Raw genomic sequence first — 22784 nt, 5'->3', positions numbered from 1 at the left:
CTGTCCTCGATGATTGTGCAATCGGCCTTTCCCCGATAGGAGAAAACCCGGAAAAACCGCCTCGATCTGCCGGGGGTTATCACGGACGGCGCGTCATGCAAACAACCTTGAAAATCGGAACACGCGGCAGCCCGCTGGCACTGGCGCAGGCGCATGAAACGCAGGCGCGGCTGATGGCCGCGCACGGTATGCCGGCGGAAGCTTTCGAGGTGGTCGTCATCTCGACCAGCGGCGACCGCATCCAGGACCGGCCGCTGTCGGAAGCCGGCGGCAAGGGCCTGTTCACCAAGGAGATCGAGGAGGCGCTGCTGGCGCGCCGCATCGACATCGCCGTGCATTCGTCGAAGGACATGCCGACGCTGTTGCCCGAGGGGCTGGAACTGTCCGCCTACCTGCCGCGCGAGGACGCGCGCGACGCCTTCATCGGCAAGGCGGCGCGAACGATTGCCGGCCTGCCGCAAGGCGCCAAGGTCGGTTCGTCGTCGCTGCGGCGCCAGGCGCTGATCCGGCGGATGCGGCCGGACGTCGAAGTGGTGATGTTTCGCGGCAATGTGCAGACGCGGCTGCGCAAGCTCGACGACGGCATCGCCGACGGCACCATCCTCGCCTATGCCGGGCTGAAGCGGCTCGGGCTCGAGGACGTCGTCACCGACCTGATGCCGCTCGACGTCTTTCCGCCGGCGCCGGGGCAAGGCGCGATCTGCATCGAAAGCCGCATCGGCGACCGCGATGTGGAACAGATGCTGGCAGCGATCCACGACGGGCCGACCGGCGTGGCGCTGGCCTGCGAGCGCGCCTTCCTGGCGGCGCTCGACGGCTCCTGCCGCACACCGATCGCCGGCCATGCGACGATATCGGGCGGAACGGTTTCCTTTGCCGGGCTGATCATCTCGCCCGATGGCACGCAGTCGCATGAGGTCAGGCTGGAAGGGCCGGCGCAACAGGCTGCCGGCATCGGCGCGGAAGCCGCCGCGATCGTTCGGGCCAAGGCCGGCGAAACATTCTTCGACGGCTGGACCTGACATGCTCCGCGTCCTGGTGACGAGGCCCGAACCGGGCGCCTCGCGCACGGCGCGCCGGCTCGCGGATGCCGGCTTTCAGCCGATCCTGCTGCCGCTGACCGAAACGGCGGCGCTGCCGGTCGACGCCGGCGCGCTCGCTGACGCCGCCGCGGCGGTCGCGGTCACCAGCGCCAATGCGGTTCGCCATGCGCCGAAAGAGGTCATTGCCGCGCTCGCGCGCTTGCCGTGCCAGGCTGTCGGCAGGAAGACGGCGGAAGCCGCCCGCAGGGCCGGGTTTCTGTCCGTCGGCGAAGGCCCGGGCAATGCCAAGGCGCTGGCCGATGCGCTCGCTGGCGGTTACGCGGGGCAGACCATCGTCTATCTCTGCGGGCGGGTGCGCTTTCCGGACTTCGAGGAGCGGCTGTTTGCGTCGGGCGTTCATGTCCGCGCCGTCGAGACCTACGACACTTTTGCGCTGGATTATTCCAACGAGGCCGTTCTTGCGCGCCTGTCCGCCCGGCCGGTCGAGGCGGTGCTGCTCTATTCGGCCAAGGCGGCCACGGCGATGCAGGCCCTGGCTAGCCGTCCGGCGCTGCGCGGTGTTTTTGAAGATGCACGCCTTCTCGCCTTGTCGGGACGTATTGCCGCGGCCCTAGGCGAGGTCGCCGGCGAAAGGATCCGGATTGCGCCTGAGCCCAGCGAGGATGCCTTGCTGGGGCTTTTGCAGGCGTCGCGCTGACAGCCATCTGCCTGTTTCGGACGTTGGCATACCTCCTGCTGGCATCCTCACTATTCCGCAGCTTCGCGGGCAGCACCAAGCTGAGGCGATTGCGCTCGGGCACATTTTGTTCTTGCTTTGTGCCGGCAGCTATGCTAGAAAATCACTTAGGTGCTGATTCGCGCCAACGACCCGCCGCCGAGGCGGGTTTTTCATTTCTGGTCCCGCATGCCGTGTCCCAAAATCGCTGCGGCGTTTTGCCAAAACTGAATTCCAAAGCCGTGGCGTCATCACGCCGCCCCTTTTCACCGCTTGGTGATGTGCTAGACCCTTCAAACCATCCGAAGCGAATTTTGCGGAGCCCGAGCATGGTCAAGACGCCGAAGATGCGGCATTCCAAGAGCCGCCGTGAGCCGGTGACCATCGAGCTCGAGCCCGGCGCCGTCTCGCGAGTCGCCGCCGAACAGGAGGCCGGCAAACAGCAGCCAGACAGTGCAGAGTCAGCGGGGGCGCAAACCGACGAGGCGAAAGCCGAGGAAGCGGCGAACGCCTCGCAGCCCGAGCCGCCTGAAGAGCCGGTGCATGCCGACCAGACCGATCTCGAGCCGTGGGAACATGCCGACGCAGCCGCGCCGGCCGGCACGCAAGAGCCGGCGGACGCCGGCGCCGATCCTACCAGGGAAACGGAAACCTCTTATCCCGCCGGTTCGGATGCGCCGGCCGGGCGCTCCACGGCTTCCGACTACAGTTTCGAAGATGCATCCAGCCCAACCGGGGCCAACGAACCGGGGATCCCAGGCTCCGGCGAGAAGACAGCTGAGGCGAGGGACGACCATATGGCAGCGCAGCCGAAGCGGAGCGGCATCAGCGGCATCGCCGCCGGTATTGTCGGCGGCGTCATCGCGCTCGCCGCCGCCGGCGGGCTGCAATTTGCCGGCCTGCTCGGTGCGCCGGGGTCGGGCGGCGTGTCGCTCGACGCGGTCAATGGCGAGATCGTTTCGCTGAAACGCGAGGTCGCGGACCTCAGACAGGCCGACGCCAACAATGACGCCTCGGCCAAGGTGGACGGGCTGTCGTCGGCGCTGGACCAGGTCAGGGCGGACGTCGCGGCGTTGAAGTCGACGGTCGAACAAGGCGGCGCCGGCGACAATGCCGGGCTGGCGGCACTTGGCGACAAGGTCCGGCAGATCGAGCAGGCGGTCGCGGCCCTCGGCAAGGCCGGCGGCACGGCGCCGGTCGATCTCGGCCCGCTCAACGAAAGGCTGGCCGCGCTCGACGCCTTGGTGAAGTCAGCCGGCGAAACGGCAAAGGCGCAGGAAGGCCGGCTTGCGGCCCTGGAACAGTCGGTTTCCCAGCTCTCGGGCAAGGTCGATGCACAGGCTTCGCAGCCGAAGATCGCGCTGGCCATTGCCGCCTCGGCGCTCAAGGCTGCGCTCGACCGAGGTGCGCCGTTCGCAGCCGAACTCGAAACCTTTGCCGCGATCTCACCGGATGCGCCCGAGATCGCGACGCTGCGCGCCTATGCCGAAAAGGGGGTGCCGACGCGGGCCGAGATTGCCGCCGAAGCGGACGCCGCCGCCAACGCCATGGTCGCTGCCGCAATGCCTGTCGACCAGAATGCCGGCATCCTGCAAAAGCTGCTGTCGAGCGCCGAATCGCTGGTCAAGGTCAGGCCGATCGGCGCCGTCGAAGGCACCGGCGTCCCGGAAACCGTTGCCCGTATGGAGGTCGCGGTCAATCAGGGTGACTACGCCAAGGCGCTCAGTGAATACGAAGCCCTGCCTGAGGCGGCCAAGGCCGCCGGCGCCGACTTTGCCGGGAAACTGAAAGCGCGGATGGAGGTCGAGACACAGATCGATTCGCTCATCGCCGGCGCGATGAAGGCGTGAGGAACCCAATGATCCGCATCCTCGCATTCCTTGCCGTCGTCTTTGCGCTCGGGCTCGGCTTCGCCTGGCTGGCCGACCGGCCGGGTGAAATGCTCGTTACCTTCAACGGCTATCAATACCAGGTCAGCCTGATGGTCGCGGCGGTGGCGGTCGTTGCCGTGGTTGCCGCGGTGATGATCGTCTGGTGGCTGGTCAAGGCGCTGTGGAACAGTCCCTATACGATCTCGCGCTATTTCCGCGTGCGTCGCCGCGACCGCGGCTATCAGGCGCTGTCGACCGGGATGATCGCCGCTGGCGCCGGTGACGGCGCGCTCGCCCGCAAGAAGACCAAGGAAGCGGCAAAGCTGATCCGCTCCGACCAGGAGCCGCTGATCCAGCTGCTCGACGCGCAGGCCTCGCTGCTCGAAGGCGACCATGAAGGCGCCCGCGAAAAGTTCGAGACCATGCTCGACGATCCCGAAATGCGGCTGCTCGGCCTGCGCGGGCTTTATCTCGAGGCCGAGCGGCTCGGCGACCGCAACGCAGCCCGCGACTATGCCGGCCGGGCCGCGGCGGTAGCGCCGCAACTGGCCTGGGCGGCCGAATCGACGTTGGAAGACCTGACCGGGCGTGGCGACTGGGATGGCGCGCTGAAACTGGTCGATGCCCAGAAGTCGACCCGGCAGATCGAGCGCGATGCGGCCAACCGGCGTCGCGCCGTGCTGCTGACTGCCAAGGCGCAGGCGCTGATCGACAGCGATGCCAATGCTGCAAGGGCAGCGGCGCTCGAAGCCAACCGGCTGCGGCCGGATTTCGCACCGGCGGCGGTCGTCGCGGCGAAATTGCTGTTTCGGCAGAACGACGTGCGCAAAGGCTCGAAAATCCTCGAGGCGGCGTGGAAGGCCGAGCCGCACCCGGAGATCGCGGAGCTCTATGTCCATGCCAGGCCGGGCGATGCCGTGCTCGACCGGCTGAACCGGGCAAAGAAGCTGCAGGAGCTGAAGAAGAATCATGCCGAGTCCTCGCTGGCCGTGGCGCGCGCCGCGCTCGATGCGCAGGATTTTGCAACCGCCCGCCGCGAGGCGGAAGCCGCCATCCGCATGGATCGCCGCGAAGGCGCCTATCTGCTGCTGGCCGACATCGAGGAGGCCGAGAGCGGTGACCAGGGCAAGGTGCGGCAGTTGCTGTCGAAGGCGGTGAGAGCGCCGCGCGACCCGGCCTGGGTCGCCGACGGCGTCGTCTCCGAACGCTGGGCTCCGGTATCGCCGATCACCGGCAGGCTCGACGCATTCGAATGGCGGGCGCCGATGGAGCGGCTCGGCCAGTTGATCGACAGCCATGAAGAGACTCCGGAGGGACCGATGCCGGCCATCGCGGCTCCAGCCAAACCGGTACAGGAAATAGCCGAGGCGATCGAGCACACAGCCGTTGCTGCCGAGACACCGGGCACAGCGACCGAAGTGAGGACCGAAAACCGTGCCGCCGAGGATCATGTGACACCAATCACCGCGGCGGCGTTTGCCCAAGTGCCGGAAGATGCCGAAGCCGTCGAGCCGGCGCAGGAGCTGACGCGGCTGCCCGACGATCCCGGCGTCGATCCCGACGACGCGGCGGACAAATCGACGCGCCGGTTTCGTTTGTTCTGATCAGGGTCGAGTGGACCCGGGCTTATTGGGAATGATTTAATGTTCGAACGCGTTTTGTCGTTTCTAAGGGATCTGCCGTCCGGTGGTGGCGCCAGCCCCAGCGCCGACGATCCGCGCGTTGCCGCGTCCGCCCTGCTTTTCCACGTGATGAACGCCGACGGGGTGCGCCAGGATACCGAATGGGAGCGGTTCAAGAAGGTGCTGGCGGAAAGCTACTCGATCAGCGGCGACGAACTCGACGCGTTGGCGGCTGCCGGCGAGCGGGCCGACAATGAGGCGATCGACCTCTACGCCTTCACCAGCGTGCTCAAGCGCCATCTCGACGCCGAGGCGCGAAAGGCCTTCATCGGTCTGATGTGGGAGATCGTCTATGCCGATGGCGAGCTGCACGAACTCGAGGACAATACCGTCTGGCGGGTCGCCGAGCTGATCGGCGTCGAACGTCGCGACCGTGTCGAGGCGCGCCTCAAGGCGGCCGCCGCGGCTCCTGGTGCTGCCGGAACGTCAAGCGACGAATAGACAGGGTCCAGCCTTCCAATGCCGCCCAAGCCAAGCCCGAGACCAAAGATCCTGATCGTGCTGCATCAGGAGCATTCGAGCCCCGGACGGGTCGGCCATATGCTTATCGAGGAAGGCTTCGACCTCGACATCCGCCGACCGCCGCTCGGCGAGGCCTTACCGCAGACGCTGGATGGACATGCCGGCGCGGTGGTGTTCGGCGGCCCGATGAGCGCCAATGACGGCGACGAGTTCGTCCGCCGCGAGACCGACTGGCTTAAAATTCCGCTCAACGAGAACCGGCCGCTGCTTGGCATCTGCCTCGGCGCGCAAATGCTGGTCAAGCATCTTGGCGGCAGGGTCGAGGGCCACGGTGAGGGCCTCGTCGAAATCGGCTGGTATCCGCTTAAGGCGACCGAAGCGGGCAGCAGGCTGATGCATTGGCCGGAAATGGTCTATCAATTCCATCGCGAGGGCTTTTCGCTGCCGAAGGACGCGACGCTTTTGGCGACGGCCGAAACCTATCCCAACCAGGCCTTCCGCTATGGCGACAATGCCTGGGGCATCCAGTTCCATGGCGAATTGACCCGGGCGATGATGCAGCGCTGGGTGGTGCGCGGCGCGCACCGCTTCGAACTGCCCGGCGCACAGCCCGGCCGCGACCATCTCGGCGGCCGGCTGATCTGGGACATGCACCTCAAGCGCTGGCTCAGCGAGTTCCTGCCGATGATTTTCGGCAAGCCGGCGCTGCGGTAATCAGTTTCGCCCCTTGAGATGACGCACCTTGCGCAGTTGCGGGAACAGCACCGCCCATAGCCCGGCGACAGCGATCGCCCCGACACCGCCGACCACCACGGCCGGAACCGTGCCGATCAGCGCGGCCATGGTGCCGGCGCGGAATTCGCCGAGCTCATTCGAGGCGCCGACAAACACCTGGTTGACGGCGTTGACGCGGCCGCGAACGTCGTCCGGCGTCCACAGCTGGATCAGCGTCTCGCGGATATAGACGCTGAACATGTCGGTGGCGCCGAGCAAGGCGAGAGCAGCGATCGACAGCCAGGTGATGGTCGAGAGGCCGAACAGGACGGTGAACGCGCCGAACAGCGCAACGAAGCCAAGCATGACAAGGCCGGCATGGTTGCGGATCGGGTGTCCGGCCAGCCAGATGGCGACGCAGATGGCGCCGACGCCGGGCGCCGAGCGCAACAGGCCGAGCCCCCACGGGCCGAGTTCGAGGATATCGCGCGCGTAGACCGGCAGCAGCGCCGAGGCGCCGGACAGGAGCACCGCGAACAGGTCGAGCGAAATCGCGCCGAGCACGATCTTTTCGCTCCAGATATAGCCGAAGCCGGCGAACAGGGTCTGTACCGTCGGCCTGTCGGTCCTGCTGCGCTGGGCAGGCTTCGGGATGGTGAAGATCAGCACGGCGGCAATGAGCATCAGCACGGCCGCTGTGGTGTAGGCAGCTTCGGCCGAAAGCCCATAGAGCAGGCCGCCGGCGACCGGCCCGACGATGGTTGCCGTCTGCCAGGCGGACGAGTTCCAGGCGATGGCGTTGGCGAAATCCTCAGGCGGCACCAGATTGGCGAACAGCGATGACGAGGCCGGCCCGAAGAAGGCGCGCGCAATGCCGAACATGGCGAGCACGATGAAGACCGGCATCGGCCCGGAGAGGCCGCGCAGCGTCAGCAGCAGGAGGGCCAAGGCGCAGCCCGCCTCGACCAGCACCGCCAGCGCCATGATCAGCCGGCGCCCGAAACGGTCGGCAACGTCGCCGGTGACCAGCACCAGCAGCAGCGAAGGCAGGAACTGGACGATGCCGACAAGGCCGAGGTCGAACGGGTCGCGGGTCAAATCGTAGATCTGCCAGCCGACGGCCACCGACACGATCTGGGTGGAGAATGTCGAGAGGAAGCGCGCCGCCCAATAGCTCAGGAACGGCCGGTGGCGAAAGGCGGCATAGCGCTGGTCGGATGGTACTTGGGATTCTGCGGTCATGGAATAAGGCCCCGTGGCGGCGATGTCGGCCGGCGGGGCACTTCCACGATGGGCGCTGGTCCGGCCAAGAGAGCCTTTAGCGCAGTTCGGCGCAAGGCGCGCGCAAAAATCCGGCCTGGATCAAGGAATTTCGGGCTACCATGCTAATTGCATATGGCAAACGCGCTCGGCGGAGGTGGAGAGGTTATTTGGCGCACAGGTCGAGTTCCTTCGCGCCCCCCCTCTGTCCTGCCGGACATCTCCCCCTCAAGGGGGGAGATTGGACGTCCCGACGGCTTTCGCCAACCTCCAGCGTCAAAGGCGATTCCTGCGTTTAAAGAGACGACTGGCGAGGTAGCCAATCTCCCCACTAGAGGGGGAGATGTCCGGCAGGACAGAGGGGGGCGCTGTCCCTCTGGTACCAAAAAATTCCGCACCTTCGCCACGCGGAGAAAGTCGCAGCATGGATACCAAGGTTTCCACGACGTCGCTTCGCTGAGGATAACGAAGCGCGCTCCCACGCCTGCCCACGTGGTATCGCTGAAGGATCAAACCTGCTCTCGCCTTGGTATCAAGCCGTCGCCTTGGCCTTCCTGCCCCGGCTCTTGACGGGCGCGGGCGGGGCGGCTTTGCGGCCGAGGCCGATCGCCTTGGCCAGCTGCGAACGCGAGGCCGCGTAGTTGGGAGCGACCATCGGGTAGTCCGACGGCAGGCCCCATTTGGCGCGGTAGGCGTCTGGCGTCAGCCCGAAATGAACGCCGATATGGCGCTTCAAGGATTTGAACTTCTTGCCGTCCTCGAGACAGATGATGTAGTCCGGCGTCACCGATTTCTTGGGATTGACGGCAGGCGTCAGCGGCGCGGCGACCGGCACTGCCGGTTGCCCCAGCCCACCTATGGAAGCGCTGACGCTGGCGATGAGATCGCCGAGGCCGGAAGCCGGCAAGCGGTTCTTCTCGACATATGCGGAGACGATATGGGCGGTCAGCTCGAGCAGGTCGATGTCTTTGCGAGCGTTGTTGTTGTCGTCGGTCAATCTATCTCTCCGTCCGTGGGGGTCGCAGAAATTCCTAGTCGGCAAATCTGCGCAATGCAATGACGCCGCACCACGTCACACATTATTTTGAATAATAATACTAACGGCAGCGCGGGATTAACAACCCTGAGCCGGTGCTCGATAATATCAGACAATCAGCAATATCAGATAATCAGGGATTTGTCGCGCCACAGTCGAAATCCGCCTTCGAAGGCGTGTGTGTTGTCGCCGCGTCTGCAATCGGCGGGCAAGTCGGTGAGTTCATCGACATTGCCGCCGCCGATGACCACGTAATCCGGCTGCATGGCGGTGCGAAGCCGGTCGACGACGTCGAAGACGTATTTGCGCCATTTCTTCTTGCCGCGCTTTTGCAGCCCGCGTTCGCCGACATAGTCTTCGAAACTGCCGCGCTTCTTGTAGGGAAGATGGGCAAGCTCCATCGGCTGGGCGACGTTATCGACGATCATCGCGGCCCCCAGGCCGGTGCCGAGGCCAAGGAACAGCATGCGGCCGCCTTCATAACTGCCGACGGCCTGCATCAGCGCATCGTTGACGACCTTCACCGGCTTGCCGAACTCAGTGGCGAAATCGCAGCCGACCCAGCCCTTGCCGAGATTGGCCGGTTCGGTCAAAGGCCGGTTGTGGTGCACGGGACCCGGATAGCCCATCGAGACGACATCGTAGTGCAGCCCTTCGGCGAGCGTCTTCACCGCAGCGACCATCTGCTGCGGCGTCAGCTCCGGTCCGGAAGCGGTCTTGCGCTCCTCTGCGCCGGCGCTGGTGCGGATCTTGACGTGCGAGCCGCCGATGTCGATCGCAAGCACGATCTGTTCAGCGTCGGGTGCCGGTCGCTTCACCGCTTTGGCCATCGCTTTCGCCTCCCAGAAATCATTTCGCTGGATTGATCCAGCCGTTCGGCGGCCCGAATCCAGCCATGGCTTCGGCCGGCCCCCAGGTCTTTGGCGCGTAGACAGGCGGCGGAGTGGTGTCGCCGAGCACCGGGCCGACGATGCGCCAGGCGAGCTCGCTGGCGTCCTGGCGGGTGAACAACTGGCCGTTGCCGTTCATGGCGTCGCCGATCAACCGCTCGTAAGGCGGCATGTCGCCCTTCGAATCGTCGAGCGCGGTGAGCTCGACCTGTTCGCCGACCATGTCGTCGCCGGGTGCCTTGCGCCGGGCTCCGATCGAGATCGCCACTTGCGGATCGATGCGGAAGCGCACGTGATTGCAGTCGCCGGGTTTGATCGGATCGAAGACGTCGAGCGGCGGCCGCTTCAGCCGCACGATGACCTCGGTGGCGTGCACCGGCAGGGATTTGCCGGCGCGGATGAAGAACGGCACATCTTGCCAGCGCCAGGTATCGACGAAAAAGCGCACCGCCGCGAAGGTCTCGACCGGCGAGTTCGGCGCCACGCCCGGCTCGTTGAGATAGCCGTCGAACTGGCCGCGCACGACATCGTCCCTGGTCAGCGTCCGGATCGCCCGCAGCACCTGCACCTTCTCGTCGATCAGATCGTCGGCCGAGCGGCCGACCGGGGGCTCCATGGCGAGCAGCAAGAGGATGTTGAGCAGGTGGTTTTCGATGACGTCGCGGATGCAGCCGACCTCATCATAGAAGCGGCCGCGGCCCTCGACACCGAAATCCTCGGCCATGGTGATCTGCACGCTCTCGACGAAGTTGCGGTTCCAGATCGGCTCGAGGAAGGAATTGGCGAAGCGGAAATAGAGCAGGTTCTGGATCGCCTCCTTGCCAAGATAGTGGTCGATGCGAAAGATCGACTTCTCGTCGAAGACCAGATGCAGCACTCGGTTCAGCCAGCGCGCCGATTGCAGATCGTGGCCGAACGGCTTTTCGACCATCAGGCGTGCGCCCTGGGCGGCGCCCGACTGTTCCAGCCCCTGGACGACCACCTCGAACATCGCCGGCGGCACCGCCAGATAGTGCAGCGGCCGCTCAGCGCTGCCGAGCGCGGTCTTCAGCTTCTCGAAGGTCGCAGGCGCCCGGTAGTCGCCGCTGACATAGCGAAGCAGCGAGGCAAGCCTGGCGAAGATCTTCTCGTCGATGCTGCCGATGGCATTGACGATACCGTCGCGGGCGCGCGCCTGCAGCTTGGCGAGGTCCCAGGGATCGAAGGCGACGCCGATCACCGGCTCGTTCAGCGTTCCCTTGGCCACCATGGCGTAGAGGGCGGGAAAGATCTTCTTGTGGGCGAGATCGCCGGTGGCGCCGAAAAGCACCAGCGTGTCGGACCGTTCCTGGCTCATGGGCGTGCCTCCCTGTCGCCCGTCACGAGCCGGCCTTCGGTTTTTCGACATGACCGCCAAAGGCATAGCGCATGGCGGACAGAAGCTTGTCGGCAAATTCGGACTCGCCTTGCGAGGAGAACCTGTCGAACAGCGCCGACGACAGCACCGGCGCCGGCACGCCGGTGTCGATCGCCGCCTTCAGCGTCCAGCGGCCTTCGCCGGAATCCGATACCCGTCCGCCGAACTGCGTCAGCGCCGAATCGGCCTTCAGCACGCCTGCCGTCAGGTCGAGCAGCCACGAGCCGATGACGCTGCCATGCCGCCAGACCTCGGCCACTTCGGCGATGTCAATGTCGAACTGGTAATATTGCGGGTTTTCCAGCGGGCTGGTTTCGGCGTCGGCGGTGCGCTGCCGTTTGCCGGCATTCGCCGACTTCAGGATGTTCATGCCTTCGGCATAGGCGGCCATGACACCATATTCGATGCCGTTATGGACCATCTTGACGAAATGGCCGGCGCCGCTTGGCCCGCAATGCAGATAGCCGAAGGGAGCGGTTCCGGCGTCCTTGCCGGGGGCAGGCGAAGCGGCGTCGGCGCCGGGCGCCAGCGTGGCGAAGATCGGATCGAGATGCTGGACCGCGCTGTCAGGGCCGCCGATCATCAGGCAGTAGCCGCGCTCGAGGCCCCAGACGCCGCCGCTGGTGCCGACATCGACATAGCTCAAGCCTTTCAAGGCCAGGCGCGCGGCGTGGTCGACGGCCTCATGATAATAGGAGTTGCCGCCGTCGATGATGATGTCCCCGGGCTCCATCAGGGCGGCCACCTGGTCGACGATCCGGCCGGTGATCGCCGCAGGCAGCATCAGCCAGGCGCTGCGCGGCTTCGTCAGCTTGCCGACGAAGTCCTCCATCGAGGCGGCTCCGACCGCGCCGGCGGTCACAAGCGCCGCGACGCTCGCCGGGTTGATGTCGTAGACGACGCATTCGTGGCCATCGCGCAGCAGGCGCCGAACCATGTTGGCGCCCATCCTGCCCAGTCCCATCATTCCTATCTGCATGGTCTCGTCCTGCCTTACTTGAGGGATCGATGATCTAGTGGCTGTGACGCATCGTCGATACCAACGGAAAAGTCGACATTCTCCCAACGGCTGGCATCGGACCAGAAGAATGTGAAGACAATGCTATTGCCCGGAGCGGCGTCGGCAACCGGCAACTCCGCGAGATAGATGCCGAAAAGGTTCGCGGCGGTCCCGGTGTCATGGACGGTAGCCCAATTGTCGCTGCTCCAATGAACCACCGCCCGGGCCAGAACTTCGATGCGCAGCGCCTTGCCTGCCGGGATGGTACGGATCTTGTGGTTGAAGCGCCATGCCCTGAGGCGCGACACCGTTCTGCCCTCGATATAGCGCTTGACGCCTTGTGGCGGCATGTCGAAGACGGCGCCGTCGCGGAGCGAACGCAGCAGCTTGATGTGCTCGGAATGCGCCCAAACCAGCGGCTTGGCGCTGCCGGAGGGGCCGCCATGCCGCAATTCGCGCTCCGGCATGTCTGGACCATCCCAGACCTGCTCCGGCAGCAGGCCGCCCGGCCCGGCGGAGCCCTCAAACGTCGCGAGCAGGCTTGCCGCTTTGTCCTTGCGCCCCGCCGCCAGCTCGTAATGCGCGCGCTCGCCGACCAGCAGCGGCCAGGGCCGGCCCTGGCCGGTTCCATCGAAGGGCGCGCCGTCCGCATGCTCACCGTAGCCGTCGCCGTTGTAGCGGTATCAGAGCGGCCCCTGCGGCAGCTCGCAACGCAATTGCGCGTCGATCACCTTGACCGTGTCGAGGATGCGCGGATCGTCGGCCGCCCTGACGCCGAAACGGACCAGCGCCAGCGCGTCGGGGCTGACGATCGCCTTGGCCGGCCGGTCCGTATCGGCCGGCGGGCGGTTCTTGATCGGGACGTAGCCGTCTTTCGGCGATGCCGCGCCGGCTTTGTCGGGCGGCGCAATGCGGACATAGTAGCCCTCGACGCCGGCTTCATCGCCCGAGGAGCTACCGGCGACGTAGGTCCAGCGCTCGATCTGATCGTTCCAGACATCGGCGGTTTCGCGCAGGTAGTTTGCCGGCTCTGTTTTGCTGGCGGCATCGAACATGTCCGCAGCCGCTAGCAATGCGGCGATCTCGACGGCAAGCGTGAACGGGCTGTAGCCGGCGTCCTCTTCCCAGCGGTCTTCGCCGGTGACGGGGCCGTTGCGCACGACGTAGGAGGCCGCGCGCTCGATCATCGGCATGAAGGAGGAGAGTACCGCAGGCGGCAAATGCCCGGCGCGGCGCAGCGCGTCGGCGAGCAGCAGCGGGAAGGCGCATTCGTCCATCTGGATGCCCGGCCAATAGGCCGAACCGTCGAGCCAGGCGTTCTGCGGCCAATGCCCGTCCGGCTGCTGGATCGAGCGCAGATAGCCAAGGATGCGCAAGGCTTCCGCCGGGTCGCCGGCGGCGAGGAAACCGCCGGCGGTTTCGACCAGATCGCGCGGCCAGACCAGGTGATAGCCGCCCAGATCGTCGTCGCCCTTGTTGAAGCCCCACGGGATCGACAGGCTGGCGACGGCTGCTCCGGTCGACGAGCGGTGTGCCGCCAGCACCGCAGTGCTGATGCGGTAGGGATTGAGGCCGAACGCCGCTTGCCGGTCCAGCGGCAGCAAACCGGCCTGCCATTGGCGCCATTTTTGACCATAGGATCTGACCGCGGGCTCAAAACCTTGCCTCAGGCTGGCAAAAGCGGTTTCCGCCGCCTGTTGCGGTGTCGTGCCGAAGCCGAGCGCCAGCAATATTTTTGGATTCGCGGCCGAAAAGCCGATCTCGCCGGTCAGCGCGACATTGCCATCCTCGGCCCTGCGGCAGGCCGGATCGAGCCGGCCGCGTTGACGAAGCTGCTGCCAGCCGTCGGAGGCGCCGACATAGCCGGCCGAGCACGCCTTCCACGGCAGCGACGAGGCGAGCGCCAGGCAGACGCCGCGTCCCGATGCAAACAGGACAGGCTGTCCTTCATGGCCGTCGATCCAGGCGGTGTTGCCCATGCCGGCGTTGACGAGGTGCGGCGCCAGCAGCGCGTAGACGCGGTAGTCGGCGGCCGCGCCTTTGAGCCGCGTGAAAATGATCTCTTGCAGCACGACGGGACGTTCCGGATCCGTAATGATCCGCTTTTGGATCCGATAGCTTCCATCGGCCGCGGTGTTGACCAGCCGATAGGCAGGCACCCCGTCCTCGAGCGGTTCGATGCTGTGCTCGGCGTCTCGCTTTTCTTCCGAGAAATAGCCGTCGGGTCCGGTGACGATCAGCCCCAGATCGCGGGTGCAGGCGCTGTCGAGGCGGGGATAGTAGATCTCGTTGAGAATGCCGTGACTGATGGTGAACCAGATCGGGCAGGCCGGCGAGAGCGCAGTGCCGACGCCGCTCTTGGCGCTCGAGGTCCAGCGCGCCGGAATGCCGGGTGCACCCGGGGCAAGGTTCGCTGCCATTCAAATCGGTCTCCAGTGCCATCCCTAGACCAGGAGCCGAACCGTTTTCAATGATTGCACCGCAAGTTGATCGCCGGCCATGGATTGCTGTTGACAGCTTGTCGCCCATCTGCATTTGTCTGATAATAGATAAAAAACAGCGTTGTGAGCGTATCAGCCATCAGCCAGCCATTAGCCACCAGTAAGACAGCAACTCACGGGAGGAGTATGACATGAAGAAAATATTCGTTTTGGGCGCCCTTGCGGCGATGCTCGCCTCGGGCACCGCGCTTGCCGACACCAGCGGCAAGAAAATCGCCTTCTCCAACAATTACGCCGGCAATTCCTGGCGGCAGGCGATGCTGGACAGCTACGCCATCGTCACCAAGAAGGCGGTTGCCGACAAGGTGGTCGGCGCCGCGGACGTCTTCACGACGGCCGACAAGGAAGTGCCGACGCAAGCAGCGCAAGTGCAGAACCTGATCCTGCAGGGGTATGATGCCATCGTCATCAACGCGGCGTCTCCGGATGCCCTCAACGGCGCCATCAAGCAGGCCTGCGACGCCGGCATCGTCGTCGTCTCGTTCGACGGCATCGTCACCGAACCCTGCGCCTACCGCGTCGTCGTCGACTTCAAGGACATGGGCAAGCAGGAAGTCGAACAGATGGCCAAGTTCCAGCCCAAGGGTGGCAATCTCCTGGAAATCCGCGGTCTCGCCGGCACCTCGATCGACGACGCCATCCACGCCGGCATCCTCGAGGGTGTCGCTGCCCATCCCGAGTTCAAGATCGTCGGCTCGGTGACCGGCGACTGGGACCAGACAACGGCACAGAAAGCCGTCGCAACGATCCTGCCGTCGCTGCCGGATGTTGTCGGGGTCGTCGACCAGGGCGGTGACGGCTACGGCGCGGCGCAGGCTTTCGCCGCCGCCGGCAAGCCGCGCCCGACCATCATCATGGGCAATCGCCAGGACGAATTGCAGTGGTGGAAGGAGCAGAAGGAAAAGGACGGTTACCAGACCTGGTCGGCATCGATCGCACCGGGCGTATCGACGCTTGCCTTCTGGGTGGCGCAGCAGGTGCTCGACGGCCGCACCGACGTGCCGCACGACTTGCTGGTTCCCTATCTTGCCTTCACACAGGATGATTTCGAGGCCGCGCTGCCGAAGATTCCGAAGGGCGGCGTCGCCAGCCACGAATACACGCAGGAAGACGCCATCGCGGCGATCAAGGCCAACATCAAGTGAGCATGGCACTATTGTTGCCGCCACGGATAACCGGGTATCGTTGAGGGATGCCCGAGGCCAATGCAGACATCATCATGCCGGACGGCGCCGAAAAGCTTTTCGGCGCCGTCAGTTTGGACATCATAAGACTGGACGGAGCTGAAAAACATTTCGGCGCCGTCAGGGCGCTCGCCGGTGTCGATTTCAGCGTTCGTGCCGGAGAATGCGTCGGTCTCGTCGGCCATAACGGGGCCGGAAAATCGACGCTCATGCATATGGTGGCGGGCACGCTTGCCCCCGACAGCGGGCAGATCGCGGTCCGCGGCGGTGTCGAGGCAAGTTATTCGGTGCCGCGCGCACAGCAGCTCGGCATCCGTTGTGTTTTCCAGGAACTATCGCTCTGCCCGAACCTCAGCGTCGCCGAGAACACGCGGATCAACCACGCGTCGCTTAATGGCTTCGGCTGGCGGCGCAAGGCGGCCGATCTGATCGCCGCCAAGCTCGACGAGATTTTTCCCGGCCACAGCATCTCGGCATCCGACATCGTCGGTGATCTTTCCATCACCACCCGGCAAATGGTGGAGGTGGCGCGCGCCTTCACGGTCACGCAGGAGCCGCTCGAACTGGTCATCCTCGACGAGCCGACATCCTCGCTCGATGCGCATACCGCCGGCCAGCTGCTGGCGTTCGTGCGCCGCTTCGTAGCCGCCGGCAAGAGCTGCATCCTGATCTCGCATGTGCTCGGCGAAGTGCTCGGAAATGCCGACCGCATCGTCGTGATGCGCGACGGCAAGGTCGTCGCCGCCGGGGAGGCCGATCAATTCGACCGCGACAGGCTGGTGACGGCGATGGGCGGAGCTGCGGCACGCGAGAAGGCCGCCGCAGAGATTGCGAGCGGCAAGCCGGAGCCCGGTCCGCTGCGGGTCCGGGCGCGGCCGGCGCGACAGCAGGACGGCAGCGAGCTTGTTGCCCGTGCCGGTGAGATCATCGGCCTTGCCGGACTTGCCGGGCATGGGCAGACCGATCTTTTGCTGGCGATCTTTGCGGCGGCTTCCCGCGCCAGGACCGGCATCGAGGTCACCGCCCCGGTGGCGCTGGTTGCCGGCGACCGCCAGTCGGACGGGATTTTTCCGCAGTGGTCGATTGCCGAGAACATCGGCATCCGTTCGCTGGCGCGATTGCGCAACGGCCTCTTGATCTCGCCGCACCGCGAAGCCGAGCTCGCCGAGTTGTGGCAGCGGAAAATCGGCATTCGTACGCCGGACATGAACAACAACATCTTCTCGCTGTCCGGCGGCAACCAGCAGAAGGCGCTGTTCGCGCGGGCGCTCGGCTCCGACGCCAAGATCGTGCTGATGGACGATCCGATGCGCGGCGTCGACATCGGAACCAAGCTCGAAGTTTACGACCTGGTGCGCGAGGAGGCTCGCCATGGCCGCACTTTCCTCTGGTACACCACCGAAACCGAAGAGCTCGACAATTGCGACCATATCTATGTGTTCAAGAACGGCCGGATCGTCGCCAACCTTCGTCGCGACGAACTGACGGAGGAAAAAATCATCCAGTCATCGTTCGGCGAGGCGGCCTGAGATGACAGCGGCATCCGTTGAGAATGGGCTAAGATCTTCGGCTCGCGCCACGAGACGGGCGCGTATGCTGCGCAGCCTGCTGCCGGCACTGTCGCTGGCGCTGGTGCTCATCGCTATCGCCTGGCTCAACCCGCGCGCCATCAGCTATTTCGGCTTCAGCCTGATGCTCAATCTGGCGATCCCGATCGCACTGGCGACGATCGCGCAGATGTTCGTCATCGCCGGCAATGAGCTCGATCTGTCGATCGGCACCTTTGTCGGCTTCGTCGGCTGTGTGACGGCGACGTGGCTGAAGGACGCGCCGCTGCTCGGCGTCGTTATCCTGCTCGGGTCGATCGGCGTCTACGCGCTGCTCGGCGCGCTGATCCACCTGCGCAACCTGCCCTCTATCGTGGTGACGCTCGGCATGAGTTTCGTCTGGCAGGGCCTGGCCATCCTCATCCTGCCCAAACCCGGCGGCAAGGCGCCGGACTGGCTGCTGGCGCTGATGGCCTTCAAACCACCCTTCATTCCGTTCCCGATCATCGCGGCATTGCTGATTGCGGCCGTCGTCCACTTTGGCCTGATGCGCACCTCGTATGGCGTCATCCTGCGTGGATCGGGCGGCAATTCAGCCGCACTCAAGCGCGCCGGCTGGTCGCTGCTGCGCACCAAGATCGCGCTGTTTGCGCTGACCGGCCTGTTCGGCGTTTTGTCCGGCATGGCGCTGATCGGCATCACCACCTCGGCCGATGCCAATATCGGCAATGGCTACACGCTGCTTTCGATCGCCGGCGTCATCCTCGGCGGCGGCGAGTTCGTCGGCGGCCGGGTGTCGCCGATCGGCGCCGTCATCGGCGCGCTGACGCTGGCTTTGGCCGCATCGCCGCTCTTGACCTTCATGCACATTCCGCCCGACTGGCAGGTCGCCGCCAATGGCGCCATCCTGATCATCGTGCTGGCAGCGCGGGTGCTGATCAGCCGCAGGGAGAGGTGAGCATGGCTTCGCTGCGGACACTGCTCGCCAGACCCTGGATCTGGTCATTCTTCGGGGCGCTGCTGGTGTGGCTGGCGACCATCGCCTTCACCGGCGGCTATGGCGGCGGCGGCATGATCACGGCGGCGCTGTCGCTCGCGGTCTTCACCGTCATTGTCGGCGTCGGCCAAATGTTCGTCATCACGCTCGGGCCGGGCAATGTCGACCTGTCGCTGCCGGCCAACATCGGCCTTGCCAGCGCCGTCGCCATGAAGGTCATGGACGGCAACGATGCGATGATCGCGGTCGGGCTGCTGGCCGCGCTTGCCTGCGGCATGGCGATCGGCGCCGTCAACTACCTTCTGATATGGGCGCTGCGCATTCCACCGATCATCGCGACGCTGTCGGCCAGCTTCGTCATCCAGTCGGTCGATATCAGCTACGGGCGAGGCCTGCAGATCAAACCGCCACCGGGCTTTGCCGACTTCACCAACTGGCAGGTGTTCGGCATCCCGGTGCTGGCGATCCTCACCGTGCTGTTCACCATCGGCGCCGGCATCGTTTTGCAGCGCATGATCTACGGACGCTCGGTGCTGGCGATCGGCCAGAACATCCGCGCCGCCTGGCTGGCCGGCGTCAATGTCGGCCGCACCCGCTTCCTCACCTACACGCTGTCGGGCGCGCTCGGCGGCCTCGACGGTGCATTGCTCGCCGGCTATTTCCGCGGCGCCAATGTCGATATCGGCAATGAGTATCTGCTGGCCTCGATCGCGGTCGTCGTCATCGGCGGCACGTCGGTGGCTGGCGGCAAGGCCAATGTGCCGGGGGTCTGGGGCGCGGCGCTGTTTCTCGTGCTGCTGTTGACCATGCTCAACACATTCGGCGTCAGCGTCGGCGTCCGCCTGGTGCTGACAGGGCTGATCATCGTCGGCGTCATCACCGCCGCCGGTGGGCAGAAGGCGCTGCGCTAAGGCAAGGCACCCGGCGGCGAGGGGATAACGATCCGGCCCGCAAAACACGTGGTTCCCATCCGCATGCCAGCGCTGTAAATCCCGTCGCGCTATTGGCCAACATCGTTGTATGAGGTTTGCGTGTCCGATTTCGTCAGCACCACAAGGCATGGCAACGTCGCGTTGGTGATCATCGACAATCCGCCGGTCAACGCGCTGAGCTTCCATGTGCGCGAGCCGTTGATGCGGGCGCTCGTTTCCCTGCGGGACGAGCCGTCGGTCGGAGCAATCGTGATCGCCTGCGCCGGGCGGACCTTCGTCGCCGGCGCCGATATCACCGAATTCGGCAGACCGGCGCAGCAGCCGGAATTGCGCGCTATTGTCGCCGTGCTGGAAACTATTACCAAGCCGACGGTCGCAGCTATTCACGGCACTGCGCTCGGCGGCGGCCTGGAACTGGCGCTCGGCTGCCATTTCCGTGTTGCCGACCGAACGGCAAGGCTCGGCCTGCCGGAAGTCAAGCTCGGCCTGCTGCCGGGCGGCGGCGGCACGGTTCGCCTGCCGCGCCTGGTTGGTCCGCTAAAGGCACTCAGCATGATCGTTTCGGGAACGCCGATCGGTGCTGCCGAGGCGCGCGCCGACGGCCTGGTGGATGCCGTCTTCGATGGCGACCTGATCGCGAAAGCGGTGAGTTTCGCCAGCGAAACGGCCGCGAAAGGCGATCCGTTCACGCCCGTGCGCGACCGCAATGATCGCCTCGCCCAGGCCGACTTGCCGGCTTTCGACACGCAGGCGGCAGCGTTTTCCAAAAAAGCACGCGGCCTCGAGGCGCCGATCGCCTGTGCGCAGTCGGTCCGCAACGCCCTGACGCTGCCCTTCGACGAAGCGCTGGCGGCGGAGCGCGACCTGTTCCTCAAGCTTGTCGCCGGTGACCAGTCACGCGCGCAGCGGCATCTGTTCTTCGCTGAACGTGAGGCGGCAAAGATTGCCGGCAAGGATGTCGTCAGGCGCAAGATCGCCCGGGTCGGCGTCATCGGCGCCGGCACTATGGGCGGCGGCATCGCCATGGCGTTCGCCAATGGCGGTCTTCCCGTGACCTTACTGGAGACGACGCAGGAAGCATTGCAACGCGGACTGACGACGATCGACAAAAATTATGCCGTTTCCGTTATCCGCGGATCGCTGAGCGAAGACGCCAAGCGCGAGCGGCTGGATTTGTTCAGGGGCAGCACCGACTATGCCGACCTCGCCGATTGCGACCTGATCGTCGAGGCCGTGTTCGAGGAGATGGCGGTCAAGAAGGACGTCTTCGGCAGGCTCGATGCGGTGGCCAAACCGGGCGCGATCCTCGCCACCAACACCTCCTATCTCGACGTCGACGAGATCGCCGGTTCGACGTCGCGGCCGCAAGATCTCCTCGGCATGCATTTCTTTTCGCCGGCTAACGTCATGAAGCTTTTGGAAATCGTCCGCGCCGACAAGACTTCGCCCGACGTGCTGGCGACCATCGTCGATCTGGCACGGCGGATCGGCAAGGTGCCGGTCGTCGTTGGCGTCTGCCACGGCTTCGTCGGCAACCGCATGCTGGCGGCGCGGGGTTCGGAACTGGAGACGCTTCTGCTGGATGGCGCAATGCCGCGCCAGGTCGACCAGGCGTTCACCGATTTCGGCTGGCCGATGGGGCCGTTCGAGATGAGCGATCTCGCCGGCCTCGACATAGGCTGGCGCAACCGCAAGGCGCGTGGCCAGACGGCCGTGATCGCCGATGCGTTATGCGAACAGGGACATTTCGGCCAGAAGACCGGCAGCGGCTTCTATCGTTATGAGAACGGTTCGCGCACGCCGCTGCCCGATTCCGAGGTCGAGACGCTGATCCGCAACAAGGCTGCCGAGCGCGGCATTGCACCGCGGCCAATCGGCGCCGAGGAGATCATCGAGCGGACGCTCTATCCGATGATCAACGAGGGCGCCAGAATCCTCGAGGAAAAGATTGCCGCCCGCGCGTCCGATATCGATGTCGTCTGGGTCAACGGCTACGGCTTCCCGGTCGGCAAGGGCGGTCCGATGTTCTGGGCAAGCCTCGAAGGCGTGGACAAGATCATCCGGCGGCTGGATCACTGGCACCAGCGGATCGGCAAGGACGTCTTTCGGGTGGCGCCCCGGCTCAGACAGATGGCCGAAACCGGTTCCTGGAACGGCGGCTAGTATCAACGCCGGCCAGGCGCTGGTGATCGACGGCGGTGAAAGCATCGGCTGATCCGCTCCCCGCGGGCGGCAGCTGAAATTGTCTTTGGCCTAACGGCCGGCGGCAAGATGTGCTTTCGTCTCAAGGAGAATGCGGCCAACATGGCTGGGCCGGGAGCAGAAATGTCAGTGCAAGAGAGAGGCTAATGGCCGAGGCCTATATCTGCGACTACATCCGCACGCCGATCGGACGCTTCGGCGGTTCGCTGTCGGCGGTCCGTGCCGACGATCTCGGCGCTATCCCTTTGAAGGCGCTGGTCGAGCGTAATTCGGGCATCGACTGGGCCGCCATCGACGACATCGTCTATGGTTGCGCCAACCAGGCCGGCGAGGACAACCGCAATGTGGCGCGCATGGCGCTGCTGCTGGCCGGCCTGCCGAAGGAGGTTCCCGGCTCGACCGTCAATCGCCTCTGCGGTTCGGGCATGGATGCGGTGATGATTGCTGCCCGCGCCATCAAAGCCGGCGAGGCGGAGCTGATAGTATCAGGCGGCGTCGAATCGATGAGCCGTGCTCCGTTTGTCATGCCGAAGGCGGAGACCGCCTTTTCGCGCAATGCCGAGATTTACGACACCACGATCGGCTGGCGCTTCATCAATCCGCTGATGAAGAAGCAATACGGCGTCGATTCGATGCCGGAGACCGGCGAGAACGTGGCGGAAGAGTTCGCTGTCTCCCGCGCAGACCAGGATGCGTTTGCCGTGCGCAGCCAGGACAAGGCAATCGCTGCGCAAGCCAATGGTCGGCTGGCGAAGGAAATCACGCCGGTGACGATCGCGCAGCGCAAGGGCGATCCGGTGATCGTATCAAAGGACGAGCATCCGCGAGCAGGCATGACGATCGACTCGTTGGCCAAGTTGCCGACGCCGTTCCGGCAAGGCGGCACGGTTACGGCCGGCAATGCGTCGGGCGTCAATGACGGCGCAGCGGCGCTGATCGTCGCCTCGGAAACCGCCGTGAAAAGATACGGGTTGACGCCGATCGCCCGTATTCTCGGCGGTGCCACCGCCGGCGTGGCGCCGCGCATCATGGGCATTGGCCCGGTGCCGGCCACGCAAAGGCTATGCGCCCGGCTCGGCCTGAAGCCGCGACAATTCGATGTCATCGAGCTCAACGAGGCCTTCGCCTCGCAAGGCATCGCCGTGCTGCGCCAACTCGGCATTGCCGAGGATGCGGAGCACGTCAACCCGAATGGCGGCGCCATCGCGCTCGGCCATCCGCTCGGCATGTCCGGGGCGCGCATCACGGGCACGGCTGCGCTGGAGCTGCGCGAACGCGGCGGCCGCTACGGCCTCGCGACCATGTGCATCGGGGTCGGCCAGGGGATCGCGGTGGCGCTCGAGAGATTGTGA

General features: G+C 65.3%; 17 protein-coding genes and 1 pseudogene. 12 read left to right on the top strand and 6 right to left on the bottom strand.

The window, feature by feature from the left end:
- The first annotated feature begins 95 nt into the window (after positions 1-95).
- The 6 genes from hemC (at position 96) to NKJ13_RS26245 (ending at position 6487) form a co-directional block, all read left to right on the top strand.
- On the top strand, positions 96-1022 hold the full coding sequence (hemC, locus tag NKJ13_RS26270) for a hydroxymethylbilane synthase (RefSeq protein WP_352740591.1): 927 nt from the start codon (positions 96-98) through the stop codon (positions 1020-1022).
- A gap of 1 nt (position 1023) precedes the next feature.
- Positions 1024-1740, top strand: a complete 717-nt coding sequence (locus NKJ13_RS26265) for a uroporphyrinogen-III synthase (protein ID WP_352740590.1) — start codon at positions 1024-1026, stop codon at positions 1738-1740.
- A 347-nt stretch (positions 1741-2087) separates the two neighbouring features.
- A complete protein-coding gene (locus tag NKJ13_RS26260; RefSeq protein WP_352740588.1) occupies positions 2088-3608 on the top strand; it encodes a COG4223 family protein in 1521 nt (506 codons plus the stop codon).
- An 8-nt stretch (positions 3609-3616) separates the two neighbouring features.
- Positions 3617-5233, top strand: a complete 1617-nt coding sequence (locus NKJ13_RS26255; protein WP_352778810.1) for a heme biosynthesis protein HemY — start codon at positions 3617-3619, stop codon at positions 5231-5233.
- A 39-nt stretch (positions 5234-5272) separates the two neighbouring features.
- The gene (locus tag NKJ13_RS26250) at positions 5273-5752 is read left to right on the top strand and encodes a tellurite resistance TerB family protein (RefSeq protein ID WP_352509112.1); all 480 of its coding nucleotides are present in this window, start codon (positions 5273-5275) and stop codon (positions 5750-5752) included.
- Positions 5753-5770: 18 nt separating this feature from the next.
- Entirely contained in the window at positions 5771-6487 is a 717-nt protein-coding gene (locus tag NKJ13_RS26245; RefSeq protein ID WP_352690292.1) for a glutamine amidotransferase, read from the top strand.
- On the opposite strand, the gene NKJ13_RS26240 is transcribed toward NKJ13_RS26245, so the two are convergent.
- The 6 genes and pseudogenes from NKJ13_RS26240 to NKJ13_RS26215 form a co-directional block, all read right to left on the bottom strand.
- Positions 6488-7729: an MFS transporter gene (locus tag NKJ13_RS26240; protein ID WP_352690290.1), complete on the bottom strand. Its 1242-nt coding sequence runs from the start codon at positions 7727-7729 to the stop codon at positions 6488-6490.
- A 550-nt stretch (positions 7730-8279) separates the two neighbouring features.
- Positions 8280-8744, bottom strand: coding sequence for a Ros/MucR family transcriptional regulator (locus NKJ13_RS26235; protein WP_352479997.1), 465 nt, complete (start codon positions 8742-8744; stop codon positions 8280-8282).
- A 164-nt stretch (positions 8745-8908) separates the two neighbouring features.
- Positions 8909-9613, bottom strand: coding sequence for an ROK family protein (locus NKJ13_RS26230; protein ID WP_352740584.1), 705 nt, complete (start codon positions 9611-9613; stop codon positions 8909-8911).
- Between the two features lie 19 nt (positions 9614-9632).
- The gene (gene zwf, locus NKJ13_RS26225) at positions 9633-11009 is read right to left on the bottom strand and encodes a glucose-6-phosphate dehydrogenase (RefSeq protein ID WP_352740582.1); all 1377 of its coding nucleotides are present in this window, start codon (positions 11007-11009) and stop codon (positions 9633-9635) included.
- A 22-nt stretch (positions 11010-11031) separates the two neighbouring features.
- A complete protein-coding gene (gnd, locus tag NKJ13_RS26220) occupies positions 11032-12048 on the bottom strand; it encodes a phosphogluconate dehydrogenase (NAD(+)-dependent, decarboxylating) (protein WP_352649406.1) in 1017 nt (338 codons plus the stop codon).
- Between the two features lie 14 nt (positions 12049-12062).
- Positions 12063-14489: pseudogene (locus NKJ13_RS26215) on the bottom strand (glucan 1,4-alpha-glucosidase).
- A gap of 212 nt (positions 14490-14701) precedes the next feature.
- Between NKJ13_RS26215 and NKJ13_RS26210 the strand changes: the two are divergent.
- The 6 genes from NKJ13_RS26210 (at position 14702) to pcaF (ending at position 22784) form a co-directional block, all read left to right on the top strand.
- Positions 14702-15715, top strand: a complete 1014-nt coding sequence (locus NKJ13_RS26210) for an ABC transporter substrate-binding protein (protein WP_254817784.1) — start codon at positions 14702-14704, stop codon at positions 15713-15715.
- A 74-nt stretch (positions 15716-15789) separates the two neighbouring features.
- A complete protein-coding gene (locus NKJ13_RS26205; protein WP_352778812.1) occupies positions 15790-17283 on the top strand; it encodes a sugar ABC transporter ATP-binding protein in 1494 nt (497 codons plus the stop codon).
- Between the two features lies 1 nt (position 17284).
- On the top strand, positions 17285-18259 hold the full coding sequence (locus NKJ13_RS26200) for an ABC transporter permease (protein WP_352690281.1): 975 nt from the start codon (positions 17285-17287) through the stop codon (positions 18257-18259).
- A gap of 2 nt (positions 18260-18261) precedes the next feature.
- Positions 18262-19209 (top strand): ABC transporter permease, encoded by a 948-nt coding sequence (locus NKJ13_RS26195; protein ID WP_023678189.1) that lies wholly within the window; start codon positions 18262-18264, stop codon positions 19207-19209.
- Between the two features lie 120 nt (positions 19210-19329).
- Positions 19330-21393 (top strand): 3-hydroxyacyl-CoA dehydrogenase NAD-binding domain-containing protein, encoded by a 2064-nt coding sequence (locus NKJ13_RS26190; protein WP_352778808.1) that lies wholly within the window; start codon positions 19330-19332, stop codon positions 21391-21393.
- A 185-nt stretch (positions 21394-21578) separates the two neighbouring features.
- Positions 21579-22784, top strand: coding sequence for a 3-oxoadipyl-CoA thiolase (gene pcaF, locus NKJ13_RS26185; RefSeq protein ID WP_352778807.1), 1206 nt, complete (start codon positions 21579-21581; stop codon positions 22782-22784).

The organism is Mesorhizobium sp. M0174 (assembly GCF_040322275.1).
Taxonomy (GTDB): Bacteria; Pseudomonadota; Alphaproteobacteria; order Rhizobiales; family Rhizobiaceae; genus Mesorhizobium.
This window is presented reverse-complemented; position numbering and strand designations above follow the sequence as displayed.

Coding starts and splice junctions, on each gene's coding strand:
- hemC (WP_352740591.1), top strand. CDS start 96: ATGCAAACAACCTTGAAAATCGGAACACGCGGCAGCCCGCTGGCACTG.
- NKJ13_RS26250 (WP_352509112.1), top strand. CDS start 5,273: ATGTTCGAACGCGTTTTGTCGTTTCTAAGGGATCTGCCGTCCGGTGGT.
- NKJ13_RS26265 (WP_352740590.1), top strand. CDS start 1,024: ATGCTCCGCGTCCTGGTGACGAGGCCCGAACCGGGCGCCTCGCGCACG.
- zwf (WP_352740582.1), bottom strand. CDS start 11,009: ATGAGCCAGGAACGGTCCGACACGCTGGTGCTTTTCGGCGCCACCGGC.
- gnd (WP_352649406.1), bottom strand. CDS start 12,048: ATGCAGATAGGAATGATGGGACTGGGCAGGATGGGCGCCAACATGGTT.
- NKJ13_RS26240 (WP_352690290.1), bottom strand. CDS start 7,729: ATGACCGCAGAATCCCAAGTACCATCCGACCAGCGCTATGCCGCCTTT.
- NKJ13_RS26205 (WP_352778812.1), top strand. CDS start 15,790: ATGCCGGACGGCGCCGAAAAGCTTTTCGGCGCCGTCAGTTTGGACATC.
- NKJ13_RS26245 (WP_352690292.1), top strand. CDS start 5,771: ATGCCGCCCAAGCCAAGCCCGAGACCAAAGATCCTGATCGTGCTGCAT.
- NKJ13_RS26230 (WP_352740584.1), bottom strand. CDS start 9,613: ATGGCCAAAGCGGTGAAGCGACCGGCACCCGACGCTGAACAGATCGTG.
- NKJ13_RS26200 (WP_352690281.1), top strand. CDS start 17,285: ATGACAGCGGCATCCGTTGAGAATGGGCTAAGATCTTCGGCTCGCGCC.
- NKJ13_RS26255 (WP_352778810.1), top strand. CDS start 3,617: ATGATCCGCATCCTCGCATTCCTTGCCGTCGTCTTTGCGCTCGGGCTC.
- NKJ13_RS26195 (WP_023678189.1), top strand. CDS start 18,262: ATGGCTTCGCTGCGGACACTGCTCGCCAGACCCTGGATCTGGTCATTC.
- pcaF (WP_352778807.1), top strand. CDS start 21,579: ATGGCCGAGGCCTATATCTGCGACTACATCCGCACGCCGATCGGACGC.
- NKJ13_RS26260 (WP_352740588.1), top strand. CDS start 2,088: ATGGTCAAGACGCCGAAGATGCGGCATTCCAAGAGCCGCCGTGAGCCG.
- NKJ13_RS26210 (WP_254817784.1), top strand. CDS start 14,702: ATGAAGAAAATATTCGTTTTGGGCGCCCTTGCGGCGATGCTCGCCTCG.